The sequence below is a fragment of the Cognatundibacterium oligocarboniphilum genome (assembly GCF_013377855.1).
GTDB lineage: Bacteria > Pseudomonadota > Gammaproteobacteria > Burkholderiales > Burkholderiaceae_D > Undibacterium > Undibacterium oligocarboniphilum.
Genome location: NZ_JABXYJ010000002.1, coordinates 159,639 through 173,519 on the forward strand (window position 1 = coordinate 159,639; position 13,881 = coordinate 173,519).

12 protein-coding genes and 1 tRNA gene are annotated in these 13,881 nt (G+C 53.1%); 8 read left to right on the forward strand and 5 right to left on the reverse strand.

Annotation, left to right across the window (positions count from 1 at the left end; translation table 11 throughout):
• Positions 1-135 precede the first annotated feature (135 nt).
• The 3 genes from rluB to HV832_RS03720 form a co-directional block, all read right to left on the reverse strand.
• Positions 136-1,698, reverse strand: a complete 1,563-nt coding sequence (gene rluB, locus HV832_RS03710; RefSeq protein ID WP_223827153.1) for a 23S rRNA pseudouridine(2605) synthase RluB — start codon at positions 1,696-1,698, stop codon at positions 136-138.
• 21 nt (positions 1,699-1,719) lie between these two features.
• Positions 1,720-2,475, reverse strand: coding sequence for an SMC-Scp complex subunit ScpB (gene scpB / locus HV832_RS03715; protein ID WP_176802222.1), 756 nt, complete (start codon positions 2,473-2,475; stop codon positions 1,720-1,722).
• A 280-nt stretch (positions 2,476-2,755) separates the two neighbouring features.
• Positions 2,756-2,832: transfer RNA gene (locus HV832_RS03720), tRNA-Met, on the reverse strand.
• A gap of 138 nt (positions 2,833-2,970) precedes the next feature.
• Between HV832_RS03720 and HV832_RS03725 the strand changes: the two genes are divergently transcribed.
• Entirely contained in the window at positions 2,971-3,540 is a 570-nt protein-coding gene (locus HV832_RS03725; RefSeq protein WP_176802223.1) for an NUDIX hydrolase, read from the forward strand.
• A 163-nt stretch (positions 3,541-3,703) separates the two neighbouring features.
• Here the strand turns inward: HV832_RS03725 and HV832_RS03730 are convergent, their stop codons facing one another.
• Positions 3,704-4,906, reverse strand: coding sequence for an ammonium transporter (locus tag HV832_RS03730; protein WP_176802224.1), 1,203 nt, complete (start codon positions 4,904-4,906; stop codon positions 3,704-3,706).
• 185 nt (positions 4,907-5,091) lie between these two features.
• Here HV832_RS03730 and aat point away from each other — a divergent pair, with 185 nt between their 5' ends.
• From aat to HV832_RS03755, 5 genes are all read left to right on the forward strand, one after another.
• Positions 5,092-5,808 carry a leucyl/phenylalanyl-tRNA--protein transferase gene (aat, locus tag HV832_RS03735; protein ID WP_176802225.1) on the forward strand — a complete coding sequence of 239 codons (717 nt, stop codon included), beginning with the start codon at positions 5,092-5,094 and terminating at the stop codon, positions 5,806-5,808.
• A gap of 15 nt (positions 5,809-5,823) precedes the next feature.
• Positions 5,824-6,552 carry an arginyltransferase gene (locus HV832_RS03740; RefSeq protein ID WP_176802509.1) on the forward strand — a complete coding sequence of 243 codons (729 nt, stop codon included), beginning with the start codon at positions 5,824-5,826 and terminating at the stop codon, positions 6,550-6,552.
• 100 nt (positions 6,553-6,652) lie between these two features.
• Complete coding sequence (locus tag HV832_RS03745) at positions 6,653-7,702, forward strand: quinone-dependent dihydroorotate dehydrogenase (protein ID WP_176802226.1); 1,050 nt, start codon at positions 6,653-6,655, stop codon at positions 7,700-7,702.
• Positions 7,703-7,719: 17 nt separating this feature from the next.
• Entirely contained in the window at positions 7,720-8,763 is a 1,044-nt protein-coding gene (locus HV832_RS03750; protein ID WP_176802510.1) for an aldo/keto reductase, read from the forward strand.
• Between the two features lie 162 nt (positions 8,764-8,925).
• The gene (locus HV832_RS03755; protein ID WP_176802227.1) at positions 8,926-9,354 is read left to right on the forward strand and encodes a DUF4019 domain-containing protein; all 429 of its coding nucleotides are present in this window, start codon (positions 8,926-8,928) and stop codon (positions 9,352-9,354) included.
• Between the two features lie 231 nt (positions 9,355-9,585).
• On the opposite strand, the gene HV832_RS03760 is transcribed toward HV832_RS03755, so the two are convergent.
• Positions 9,586-10,539 carry a peptidylprolyl isomerase gene (locus tag HV832_RS03760; RefSeq protein ID WP_176802228.1) on the reverse strand — a complete coding sequence of 318 codons (954 nt, stop codon included), beginning with the start codon at positions 10,537-10,539 and terminating at the stop codon, positions 9,586-9,588.
• Between the two features lie 782 nt (positions 10,540-11,321).
• On the opposite strand from HV832_RS03760, the gene HV832_RS03765 reads away from it, so the two are divergent.
• A complete protein-coding gene (locus HV832_RS03765; protein WP_176802229.1) occupies positions 11,322-12,095 on the forward strand; it encodes a sulfite exporter TauE/SafE family protein in 774 nt (257 codons plus the stop codon).
• A 61-nt stretch (positions 12,096-12,156) separates the two neighbouring features.
• A complete protein-coding gene (locus HV832_RS03770; protein WP_176802230.1) occupies positions 12,157-13,863 on the forward strand; it encodes a nitrite/sulfite reductase in 1,707 nt (568 codons plus the stop codon).
• The last annotated feature ends 18 nt before the right edge of the window (positions 13,864-13,881 follow it).

Here is a 13,881-nt window from a genome sequence, read left to right on the forward strand (position 1 = left end):
ACAATACACTCTTTTTATTACAAGAATAAAAAAAATGACTTGATCGCAAATACGATCAAGTCATTTAATCAAGCTACCTCATCCGAGTTTCATTTTTCATATAAAGCGCAACAAAGGAAACCCCCAGATTAAATACTATCCGCCACGAGTACGGCGGCGCGCCGCGATTCCCTGACCAATAGCTTGCCCGCTGCCACGCAAGGTAGGCCCCCGACGCTGCTGCGTAGCATCAGGGAAACCGAGCGCCGTTTGCAAAGGATCCGGCTGGCGGCTGCGCTTTTTACCATTACCGCCCTGCCCCTGACCATACCCTGCAGATTTATTTCCATTGACCGCAGCCCGTCCAGCACCAAACTCGGCACGACCACCGGCCATAGGAAAAGAAACCTGTTTTTGCGTAAACGGACTGGCAGGCATTGGTGCACGTCCCTGCGCCGATTTGTTCGCAGCTGTCTTCCCAACCTTATCGACAGCCGCTTTTTCAAGCCCACTCAACTTCATCAGACTACGGACAGCATCTTCATCGAGCTCATCCCAGCGACCACGTCGTAAACTGGCAGGCAAGGTGAGCGCGCCATAACGAGTACGAATCAGACGCGACACCGTCAATCCGACTGCCTCAAACATACGGCGGACTTCGCGATTACGTCCCTCACCAATTGTCACGCGATACCACTTATTCACGCCCTCACCACCACCATCCGATATTTTGGAGAATTGCGCCAGACCGTCTTCCAGCTCAACGCCAGCCAGCAAACGCTGCCGCATTCCTTCTTCCAACTCACCCAGCGTTCGTACCGCATACTCGCGCTCAATTCCATAGCGCGGATGCATGAGACGGTTTGCCAGATCGCCAGATGTTGTAAATAACAGCAAGCCTTCTGTGTTGTAATCCAAGCGACCGACCGCAAGCCACTTACCAACTTTCATGTTGGGTAAACTGTCAAACACTGAAGTACGCCCCTCCGGATCATTGGTACTGACAATCTCCCCCGCCGGTTTATGATAAATCAAAACCCGAGGTGGCTTCTTGCTGATCTTGCGCTGAATTGGCTTACCGTTAATACGAACCTGGTCGGTCGGCAAAATACGCTGACCGATATGAGCCGGCTCACCATTAACAGACACCCGTCCGGCAACGATCAGCTCTTCCATATCACGCCGGGAACCCAGCCCGGCTTCAGCCAGCACCTTATGCAGCTTAGGTGCATCGTCGTCCGCCGTCAGATCACGACGCACAGCCTTGTTCGGACGTCCCTTACCTTGAAATTTTGCATCCTCCGGGGCATCGAAAGCATCCGAGGTGACAAAAGAAAAGACATCATCAACAACCTGACTCTCCCGACGCCCGCCTTTGTTCTGCTGAGGGCGCTTACTTCCATTGCTGCGCTTGATATACAGATCTCGTCCGCCCCTATCCTTTCCATCTGGAGACACCACACTCTGAGCAGCATCGCGCTGCGGTTTTTGCTGACGCGGACGCGGTGCTTTCGCCTGACGCCCGACAGCCGCCTCACCAGCCGGTGCTGCAGCAGAATTACCCGACGAAGCTGCCCCCGGTTCCGCACCATTCACCGTCTCCGGCCTTCTGGAGCGGCGCATATTACGCGGACCGCGCACACCACGCTTTACTGGCTTAGCGCCTTCATTATCGACAACCACTGCTTTTTGCTCTGCACTTACATCATCAGGATTCATTGGATTCATTCTTCTATTCTATTAAGGCTGCCGATCAGATTCAGCATCCGGATCACTCTCTGACGCAGAGATTTCCGCAGCCAGATGACTTGTTTGTTCCACTACTATTTCTTGCGATACACCGGCAATCAAACCTTGATGCTCAGCCTCACTCTCTGCAGAGACATGCACCGGAATGACACCTGCCATTTCAGCAACTTCATTCAATCCAGCCAGCTCCGGTCCGCGCTCATCCGCATCACCCTTCGTCAATTGCTGCAAGGGTGGCAGCTGATCAAGAGACGCCAGACCCAGATCACTCAAAAACTGGCGCGTCGTTGCAAACAGCGCAGGCCTGCCGGGGACATCCCTGTGACCGATCGTCTCTATCCATCCCCGGTCTTCAAGGGTTTTAATCATCTGGGAAGCCACAGTCACACCACGGATCTCTTCAATATCACCGCGGGTCACCGGCTGACGATATGCGATGATAGCGAGCGTCTCCAGAGTCGCCCGGGAATATCTGGGAGGTTTTTCCGGATTCAGTCGATCAATATAAGCGCGCATTTCCGGCCGGCTCTGAAAACGCCATCCGGTTGATAACCCAACCAGCTCAATTCCCTTGCCAGACCAATCCTGACGAAGCTCTTCCAGCATGACTTTGATAGTATCCGCACCAACCAGCGCGTCTTGATCATCCGCATCCTGGAACAGTCTCTTAATGGTGTGTACCGACAGCGGCTCAGGTGCGCACAACAAGGCTGTTTCGAGGACTCGTTTTGCCTCAGCAGTATTCATGCAATAGTAGTTACACGGGTTTAATTGATGTCACAGAGGGAAGAACCGGGTATGTCCGGCATTTCAGCCCACGCCGTTATGCATATCATTCTGTTGCCCGCCACGTTCTGGCGACAACATCCGCCCGGAAGGCGGAACAAGGCGACTGTAGGCGCAGATTACTGGCCTTGCCTGTCAAATCAGTAGATACCGGATTGTATTCCAGAATATCAGTGACAATCAAAAAAAATTTCCGGACTAATAAAAAAGCCACGTAATAACGTGGCTTTTTTAAAAATCTTGGTTGCGGGGGCAGGATTTGAACCTACGACCTTCGGGTTATGAGCCCGACGAGCTGCCAGACTGCTCCACCCCGCGTCTGAAGAATGAGACTATACACTGTTTTGCTGCCATGCGCAAATTCTTTCTGTTTTCATGGGAAGAGAAACGCCACCAGCCGCTGATGTTACACTTATCGACTGATACGATAACCAACTGATTACCGCCCTGCCCACCATGAAATTCTGCCCCGAATGCGCCGCTCCGGTGATGCTCAAAATTCCTGAAGGCGATACGCGTGAACGCCACGTCTGCACATCATGCGGAACCATTCATTACCACAACCCGAAAATGGTGGTGGGCTCGATACCGGTCTGGGAAACTAACGGCGAAATCAAAGTGCTGCTGTGCCGGCGCGCAATTGAACCGCGCTACGGATACTGGACGCTGCCTGCCGGATTCATGGAAAACAATGAAACCACCTCCGATGCAGCCAGGCGGGAAACCGAGGAGGAAGCCGGCGCCCACATTGCCCTGCATGAATTATTCTCCATTCTGAATGTTCCTCACGTTCATCAAGTACATCTGTTTTACAGGGCAACCTTGCTGGATCTGGATTTTCAGGCCGGAACAGAAAGCCTGGAGGTGCAATTGTTCAGCGAACAGGAAATTCCCTGGGATGAAATCGCATTTCCGACAATTAGTCACACGTTGAAATTCTTTTTCGCAGATATTGTCGCAATCCGTCATGGTGGTCAATTCAACCTGCACGCCCACGACATCATGCACCCCATGCGTCACGGATAAAGCTCACGCCAGAGCAGACGAAAACAACATGCACTACAAATAAAAAACGACCGCCAGACATCGCGGTCGTTTTTTATTTTGAAGCCAGGAAAGCAATCGCCTCCGCCATCCGCCCCCCTCCTTCAACCTCCATCCCGATGCTGAAGGCGGCATGGGTACTACCTTACCAGCTCGTTTCACGCTCCGCCGTAGAGGAAATTTTATGAATCGATAAATCGGCTCCCTCAAATTCCTGCTCAGGATCAAGACGGATTCCCACCAGCTTTTTCAGCAAGCCATAAATCACCACACCGCCAATCACCGCAATCGCGACACCAATTAAAGTGCCAATGAGTTGCGAGGCAAAACTGACGCCACCAACACCGCCCAGGGAACGCAGTCCAAAAATTCCAGCTGCAATCCCCCCCCACGCGCCGCATAAACCGTGCAAAGGCCAGACGCCCAGTACATCGTCCACCTTCCATTTATTTTGCGTCCAGGTGAACATCTGAACAAAAATAGCGCCTGCCACACCACCCGTCACCAGCGCACCAAGTGGATGCATCAGGTCCGACCCGGCACACGCAGCCACCAGTCCTGCCAAGGGGCCGTTATAGACAAATCCGGGGTCATTTTTTCCCATCACCAGCGCCACCAGAGTGCCGCCCACCATCGCCATCAATGAATTCATTGCCACCAGTCCATTCATCTTATCCAGCGTCTGCGCACTCATGACGTTAAAGCCAAACCAACCAACCGTCAGCACCCACGCGCCCAATGCCAGAAAAGGAATACTGGAAGGAGGATGTGCAGCAATAGCACCATTTTTCATATATCGGCCGCGGCGCGCGCCCAGCAACAATACTGCCGGCAGCGCCACCCATCCCCCAAAAGCATGCACCACCACCGAACCGGCAAAATCATGGAATTCTTCAGAAAATGCCGATTTCAACCAAGCCTGCATACCGAAATGCTGATTCCAGGCCATCCCCTCAAACAAGGGGTACACCAGTCCAACCAGCAAAGCTGTCGCGATCATCTGGGGGTAAAACTTTGCACGCTCCGCAATACCGCCGGAAATAATTGCAGGAATCGCCGCCGCAAAAGTCAGCAGAAAAAAGAATTTAACCAGCTCAAAACCATTTCTGGCAGCCAGCACTTCGGCACCGGAATAAAACTGGACGCCATACGCCACCCAGTAGCCGACAAAAAAGTAAGCAATCGTAGAAACAGCAAAATCGACTAAAATCTTGACCAGCGCATTCACTTGATTTTTTTTGCGGACTGTACCGAGCTCCAGAAAAGCAAATCCGGCATGCATTGCCAGAATCATGATGGCGCCCAGCAAGATGAACAATGCATCCGCGCCACTGTTTTGAACACTCATGACTATTTTCTCCCAATAAAAGTGCAAATCACATCGACAATGCACCAATCAAGCAAAAACTATTCCAATATAGTGCAAACCGGTAAGGCATTGATTCATTGCATGATTTCAAAATCAGGATATGCACCATTTTTGGATAATGCACCAAAAAAGATCACCTTTTTAGAGCAAACCGGGAGTGCATCTTGATTCCGTGGCTGGAAGCCGACACCCCGTTCCCCGATGTGTCGCAGGCATTAAACGCGGCGCAAGGTGCGGCGGGATTGTTGGCGGCGGGTGCAGATCTGTCTCCTGAACGTCTGTTGATGGCTTATCGGCAAGGAATTTTCCCCTGGTTTTCAGAAGGTCAGCCAATACTCTGGTGGTCCACCGACCCGCGCATGGTGCTTCATACACGGGAATTCAAAATCTCTCTCAGTCTGCGCAAGCATTTGCGTAAAATCAGCAATGACTCACACTGGCAGATCCGGTTTGATTCGGCATTCGAACAAGTGATGCGCGCCTGCGCCGAACCGCGCAGGGACGGTGGCGGAACCTGGATTTCGGAAGAAATCATTGCCGGATACTGCGGATTGCACCGCATGGGACACGCGCACTCCAGCGAAGTCTGGTTCAACGGTGAGCTTGTCGCCGGGGCGTACGGCGTGGCAATTGGCCGCATGTTTTATGGTGAATCCATGTTTACCCGGGTCAGTAACGCTTCCAAGGTCGCCCTGGCGCATCTGGTATTTTTCTTGCGTGAACAGCAGGTGGAAATGATAGACTGCCAGCAAGAGACTTCGCATCTGGCGTCACTGGGGGCACATCCGGTTTCCCGCACTGAATTTATACGCCACTTGCAGCTTGCCACACAGATGCCGGTCATCACCGGCTGGCATCCGCTGACTAACCCTGACTTCTGATTGCCTTGTTCACTCGTGACGCAGCTTAACGACCTCCCTTTTGCCAGCGTGCAGTTTTACGCGACAGCGCCATATCCATGCAGTTATCTGGATGGTCTGCAGGCGCGCTCCCAGGTTGCCACGCCAGCGCATCTGATTAATGCAGATACGTATTCCGAACTGGTCAAAAGTGGGTTCCGGCGTAGCGGCATTTTCATTTACCGGCCGTGCTGCGACAGCTGTCGCGCCTGCACGCCGGTACGTGTGCGGGTTGCTGAATTTCTGCCGAACCGCAGTCAGCGCCGCGCCTTCAGAAAGCATGACGACCTGACGGCACGCGTGATTCCGCTGGCCTATTCCCATGAGCACTATGAGCTGTATCAACGCTATCAGGCGCACCGGCATGCCGGTGGCGGCATGGATAACGACAGCCGGGAGCAGTATGCCCAATTCCTGCTGCAGAGCCGGGTCAACACCCGGCTGGTAGAATTCCGTGATGCGCATCTGGTGCTGAGAATGGTCAGCATCATTGACATCCTGACCGATGGTCTGTCATCGGTTTACACCTATTTCGATCCGGATGACGCTGCGGCGTCTTACGGTACTTACAATGTGCTGTGGCAGATTCAGCAGACCGCCGCACTGAATCTGCCTTACCTGTATCTGGGCTACTGGATTGCCGCAAGCCCTAAAATGGCCTATAAAACCAACTTTAAACCTCTGGATGCACTCATGCATGGTCAATGGCAGGCACTGACTTCCTGATGAAGCATTGAATATACTCCCATCCAGTATATAAAAAGCCGCTTGATTTACCTAGACGATCAATGTTTTTTCTTCTATACCCCCTATTTCTACATTTACCATGACTGATAAATTACTTTATTCACTGGCTCGGCCGCTGCTGTTTTCGATGGAGCCGGAAAAAGCGCACCACTTCGCCCTGCCAGCTTTACAGCGCATTGCCAGAATGGGACTGGGCGGCCTGTGCAGCAAACCTGCGGATGATGTGCGGACAGTCATGGGCATCACCTTTCCCAACCCGGTCGGACTGGCCGCAGGACTGGATAAAGACGGGGCATATATCGACGGTCTGGCGACGCTCGGTTTCGGCTCGATTGAAATCGGCACCGTCACACCGCGCGCCCAACCCGGCAATCCCCAGCCACGCATGTTCCGATTGCCCAAAGCAGATGCCATCATCAACCGGATGGGCTTCAATAATGGCGGAGTGGATGCGTTTGTGCACAATGTGCAATCCTCCCGCTTTTATCAGGACAAACAAGGGGTACTGGGGCTGAACATCGGTAAAAATGCTGATACGCCGATCGAGCGGGCAGCAGATGATTACCTGCATTGCCTAGAAAAAGTGTATCCGTATGCCAGCTATGTCACGGTCAATATTTCCTCTCCTAATACAAAGAACCTGCGCCAGCTGCAAGGCGCCAGCGAACTGGATGCCCTGCTGGCGCAATTGAAAAATGCGCAGCAAAGGCTGGCAGACCAGCACCGCCGCTATGTTCCGGTGGCACTCAAAATTGCGCCCGACATCGATGCCGAACAAATCAAAACGATTGCCGATGCACTGCTGCGCCACAAAATAGATGGCGTGATCGCCACCAACACCACCATCACCCGCGATGCAGTGCAGGGGCTGCCCCATGCGGAAGAAGCCGGTGGTCTTTCCGGCAAACCGGTATTTGAATTATCGAACCGGGTCATTCGCGCGCTGAAGGCGGAAGTCGGTGATGTGTTGCCGATTATCGGTGTTGGCGGCATCTTCTCCGGAGCAGATGCCGTCACCAAGGTACAGGCAGGCGCCTCATTGGTACAACTATATTCCGGCCTGATTTATCAAGGTCCCGGCCTGGTCAGGGAATGCGGCAACGCACTGCATAATGTCCGGCCTTACTAGGAGCCAGCCTGATGAAAATCGCTACCACCACACTCGGCAACAGCGGATTACAGGTATCGAAAATCTGCCTCGGCACCATGACCTTTGGCGAGCAGAATTCCGAGACCGAAGCGCATCAGCAACTCGACTACGCGTTCAGCCGTGGCATCAACTTTATCGATACCGCAGAAATGTATCCCGTCATGCCGCGTGCGGAAACACAGGGACGAACGGAAGCGTATATCGGCAGTTGGCTACGTCATTCAGGACAGCGTCAGAACGTGATACTGGCCAGCAAAGTGGCCGGGCCATCGCGTGGCATGCACTGGATTCGCGGCGGCGACAACGATCTGAATGAAAAAAATATCCGTGCAGCGCTCGACGCCAGCCTGCAACGACTGCAAACGGATTACATCGATCTGTATCAGCTGCACTGGCCAAGCCGGAACGTGCCGGTCTTTGGACAAACCCGTTTCGACCCTGCGCTGGAGCGTCCGCATACGGCAATTGCCGAAACACTGGAAGTGCTGCAGGCGCTGGTGAAAGAAGGAAAAATCCGCGCTTTCGGCGTCTCGAACGAGAGCGCGTGGGGAATCAGCGAATTTGTGCATCAGGCATCCCGTCTGCAGGCGCCACGCATCGCATCGATCCAGAATGCCTATCATCTGATGAACCGCGCATTTGAACAAGGGCTCGATGAAACCTGCTACCGGGAACAGGTCAGTCTGCTCGCATACAGCCCGCTGGCATTTGGTCAGCTGAGCGGCAAATACGCCGATGACCCTGCTGCACATGGTCGGCTGACGATTTTCCCGCCAAGCTGGAGTCCGCGCTACACCCGCCCTGCCGTACTCGACATCAGCCGCCGCTACGCCGCACTGGCGCGACGACACGGACTGACACCGGCCCAGATGGCGCTGGCGTGGTGCTATTCGCGCTGGTTTGTCGCCAGTACCATCATCGGCGCCACCAATTTGACACAGTTGCAGGAAAATATCGATGCCTGGGAGGTCACATTAAACGAGGACATCTTGCGGGAAATCGAACTGATTCATGCCACCCATCCCAACCCAGCGCAATAAATCCCGCCGGTACCGGCCATCCGGTTACCGGCGCACTCCACCGCCAGCAAGACAGGCACAGCCAGCAGGCACCTGCCCTGCCGGTATACATCGCCTTCTTAAAAAAATAGACAATATTTTAACAAATGTTAAAATAACATTTCCTACTCAATGGAGAATCATATGAAACTGCTGGCTATTTTTACCCTGATCGCAGGTATGTTCACCCATTTGCTGGCAAACGCCGGGGAAACCGGCACAGCCGGCCAGATCCCGCAGGCACAAGCGATAGCCAGCCAGTGGCTGGCGCTGCTGGATAAAGATCAGTTTACCGAAAGCTGGAAACAGTCTGCCACCTTGCTGCAACAGTCGGTCCCGCAACATCAATGGCAGGAAGCCATGAACAACATCCGAACCAGTTTGGGCACCGTGATGTCGCGCCAGCTCAAATCTGCCGAAGCCAGATCCAGCCTGCCAGGCGCACCGGACGGCGAGTATGTGGTTATTCAGTATGAAACCCGTTACACCAATAAGGCCGCGGCGATTGAAACTATCACGCCGATGAAAGAAAAAGACGGCACCTGGCATGTAGCCGGTTATTATATTCGCTAGGTTTCAGGCGATCTGAACCGGGCTGTGCTCAGAACATGTTCGTCAGCATCCCGGCCGACACGGCAATCAAGCGCATCAGTACAAACTCAACGCCGGCAGGCAAAAAGGGAGCGGATCTGCGCTCCCTTTTTTCATCAGCCGCTGCCATTCTCCTGACACGCGCGCCTGGCAAACGTCGCATTCACGGGGGGCATCCCGCAGATGCAGACGTACTGCCGGCGGATTGCCGCTTCACTTCTGAGGACGTACCGGCACCGGAACATTACACAGGTCGATATAACCTGCCGGCACTTTATACCAGTCACCGCCACGGTTACGCTGCGCAGCCACCAGTGCTCTGAATGCCGCCGTATCGGTTCTGAACACTTCCAGTTTGCTGCGCTCATTTTCCGGTACATCAGCCGCCAGCCGCATCGTGCGGATCGGCGTACGCTCTTCGGCTTTTTCGTAAAAACCCAGCGCTCCGGTACCACGTGGCAAGGTAGTCAGTAACGTCATGCCATCCACCACACGGCCAACCAGAGTGATATTCCGGTCCAGCTGGCGCGGCGCATGCCCGGTCACCACGTACAGAGAGCTCCCATTACCGCTGTTAGATTCCGTACCGCGCGCCACACCGACTGCGGCATAACAGTGTGCCAGCCAGGCAGTACCTTTTTTCGGATCACGACCAGCCGGAAATCCATTGGCATGTCCGACTTCAGGCGCATAACCATCCATATCTGGCAAACGCGTGAATGGCAAACGGCTGGAATAAGGTACGGTGAATTCACCGTCGATCAGTTTTTTGGCGGTCTTGATTTCCCGCTTTTCATCCGGATCAGCCCATTGCACCACATAATTTTCCTGGGAGCGGACGATTGCCAGGCCGTCGAAATAGTTTTCCCTGACCAGCGCTTTGATATTGGCGACATTCCCTGGCGCAAAATCCGGCGCCAGTTCAATCACGACACGACCTTTGGGTAATTCCAGATACAGCGTGTTATCCGGATTCAGACTGCGCCAATCGGCTGCAGCAGAAGCCTTCAGAATATCAGCCATCATCAGCTTCGACTTGACCGGCAGCTCTCTGGCCATTGCCAGCGGGGAAAGCATGATTCCGGCATACAACGCACCACGGCAACAGTGCGCGAATAACCGGAACAAAGAATGTGGTACAACAGAAACGGTGCGAGACGGCAGCATATTCAGACTCCAGATCAGATGTAAAGTAATCACAGAACAGGTGATAAGCGGTTCTGCCCATCAGCGGATACTCCCGATAACAGAAACACATGACCGTATGTGATGACTTATCATTTGTCCATATTTTTAAAAACATGAGGACTTACGCAAAGCCGCCCCAGCGGCGTTATGGCTCCTCACCGTACTATTCGTACTGTCTTCGTCGCCATGGTGTAGCCGGGGTTTCAGGCAACATGTTGCCTGCTGACGAAACGGAGATCGCTTACCAGCGATGTTTCCCAAAGCAGAAAAAATTTTTAGCCTTGCCGGTACAACTTTGCATAAGTCCTGAGAGATTGTTTTCTTCCTTTTCTGACAATGCGCATCGCTGAACGGCCCCGCGACTTTGTCCCAGGCATCGCCAGGGGATGTCTGGGAGCAGACCTCGGCATCAGAAGTCTGGCTCTTCCAGCGATACCATGCGGCGGGCTCCGCCAGTGCGCTCACCGTCATCAGGCAACTCAGCAAAGAACCAATAATGATACGGATCAGTGATGCCAGCATATACAGATAAATATCGTGTACCGAATCAAACCGAAACAATAAAATAATAAATTAGCAAAAATACAGAAATGCAAATTAAACAAGCTCTGTCAAACAGTCTGACATCTTAACTGCCTTCGGGTTTCATCTTCGAAGATCAATTTTACATATACCAAATACACATATAAGCAAATAAATACTAAGTAGTTTGGAATATAGGCCGATGTCATTACGATTTCATTTACTTAAAGTGAATTAATATGACCCTAACTTATATATTTTCAGGCTTTGCCGTAGGCACACTGGTCGGACTGACTGGTGTTGGTGGTGGCTCGCTGATGACACCTTTACTGACACTGCTGTTCGGGGTTTCTCCTTCGGTTGCAGTGGGGACGGATCTTGCATTCGCTTCCATCACCAAGGCAACCGGTACCTTCACGCACCGGCTGCGCGGCACCGTCGAATGGCGCGTCGTCCGCTTGTTGTGTTACGGTGCTTTGCCTGCGGCACTGGTAGCGACACTGGGGCTAAAATATATCGGCAGTCTCAATAGAGAAATCGGTCAGATCATCCGTTACTCAATCGCGATTTCTGTCATGCTGACGGTGATTGCGCTGCTATTCAAAAGTAAAATGCTGGACTGGCTGAACCGGCATCCGGAAAAACAGCTGCATGGCCACAAGCTGGACATCGCGACGATTGCTGCCGGACTGTTATTAGGTACCTTAGTCACCATTTCGTCGATCGGTGCCGGAGCAATCGGCGCCACTTTGCTGGTGATGCTGTATCCCCGCATGTCTGCTGCGCACATCGCCGGAACCGATATTGCCTATGCAGTACCGCTGACCGCAATTGCCGCATTCGGTCACTGGTGGCTGGGTTCTATCGACTGGGCACTGCTGGGGGCGTTATTGCTGGGTTCCATGCCGGGAATCACGCTGGGCTCCATGGCAGCCCGCGCGGTTCCGGAAAAATTTTTACGCGGAATTTTAGCGACCACACTGACACTGGTCGCAACCAAATTGATTCTTTAATTTTTAATCGACTTATCAGTCTGTTCAGCGCCCTGAAAAGCGCTTATTGAGGGTATAAAAGATGTATCGTTACGACCAGCATGATCACCAGATTATTCAGGAGCGGATCGCTCAATTCCGCGATCAGGTGCAGCGCCGTCTGTCAGGTGAATTAAGCGAAGATGAATTCCGCATCCTGCGTTTGCAAAATGGCCTGTACATGCAGCGTCATGCTTACATGCTGCGGGTGGCAGTTCCTTATGGCATGCTGTCTTCCGCCCAGATCCGCAAATTTGCCCAGATCGCCCGGCGCTACGACCGGGGTTACGGTCATTTCACCACCCGTCAGAACATTCAATATAACTGGATCAATCTGGAAGATACACCAGATATTCTGGCCGAGCTGGCTACCGTCGAAATGCACGCAGTGCAGACCTCCGGTAACTGCATGCGTAACATCACCTCCGACGAATTTGCCGGGGTCGCCGCCGACGAGATCATTGATCCGCGCCCTTATGCAGAAATCCTGCGCCAGTGGACGACGTTTCATCCGGAATTTGCCTATCTGCCGCGCAAATTTAAAATTGCCATCAATGGCGCCAAAGAAGACCGCGCAGCCATCGCTGTCCACGATATCGGCCTGACTGTCGTCCACAACGAACAAGGCGAAGTCGGCTTTAAGGTCATGGTCGGCGGCGGTATGGGTCGCACACCGATCCTGGGCAGCGTCATCCGGGAATTCCTGCCGTGGCAGCATGTGATGACGTATCTGGAAGCCATTCTGCGTATTTACAATCAGTATGGCCGCCGCGACAACATCTATAAAGCCCGTATCAAAATTCTGGTCAAAGCAATCGGCGCTGAAGAATTTGCACGGCAGGTCGAAGAAGAATGGCAAGATATTAAAGACGGTCCTGCCACGCTCACCGAAGCCGAACTGAAACGCGTTGCCAGCTTCTTCAGCACGCCTGACTATGCCACCCTGCCCGCCACGGATGCGACGCATGAACAACACCTGGCCGATAACAAAGCATTCGGAAACTGGGTCAGACGTAACGTCAAGCCACACAAGGTCAGTGGCTATGCTTCCGTTGTTCTGTCATTGAAAAAACCGGGTGTGCCGCCGGGTGATGCCAATGCAGAACAGATGGATTTCATCGCTGCTCTGGCGGACAAATACAGTTTTGGCGAACTGCGCGTCACGCATGAGCAGAACCTGGTGCTGGCCGATGTGCGGATTACCGATTTGTTCACGCTCTGGCAGGAAGCCAAATCACATGGACTGGCGACACCAAACATTGGTTTGCTGACCGACATGATCTGCTGCCCCGGTGGTGATTTCTGCGCACTGGCAAATGCAAAATCAATTCCGATTGCGCTGGACATCACAGACCGCTTCAGCGATCTGGACTATCTGTACGATATCGGTGACATTGAGCTCAATATGTCGGGTTGCATCAACGCCTGCGGTCATCACCATGTCGGCAATATCGGCGTACTCGGTGTAGACAAAGACGGCAGCGAGTGGTATCAGGTTTCAATTGGCGGCGCTCAGGGTAACAATGCAGCAATAGGCAAAATCATCGGACCCTCTTTTTCTGCCGGTCAGATGCCGGAAGTGATCGAGCGCATCATCCAGGTGTATGTGCGTGACCGCCACGACGATGAGCGGTTCATCGATACCGCGCAACGGATTGGCATTACCCCATTTAAAGAGTACGTCTACGCCACGCCAATCAAAACGACGGAACATCATGGCGAAGACGCCGGTTCTGCCGTCGCATATTAAGCTAATGACAGAGAAAAC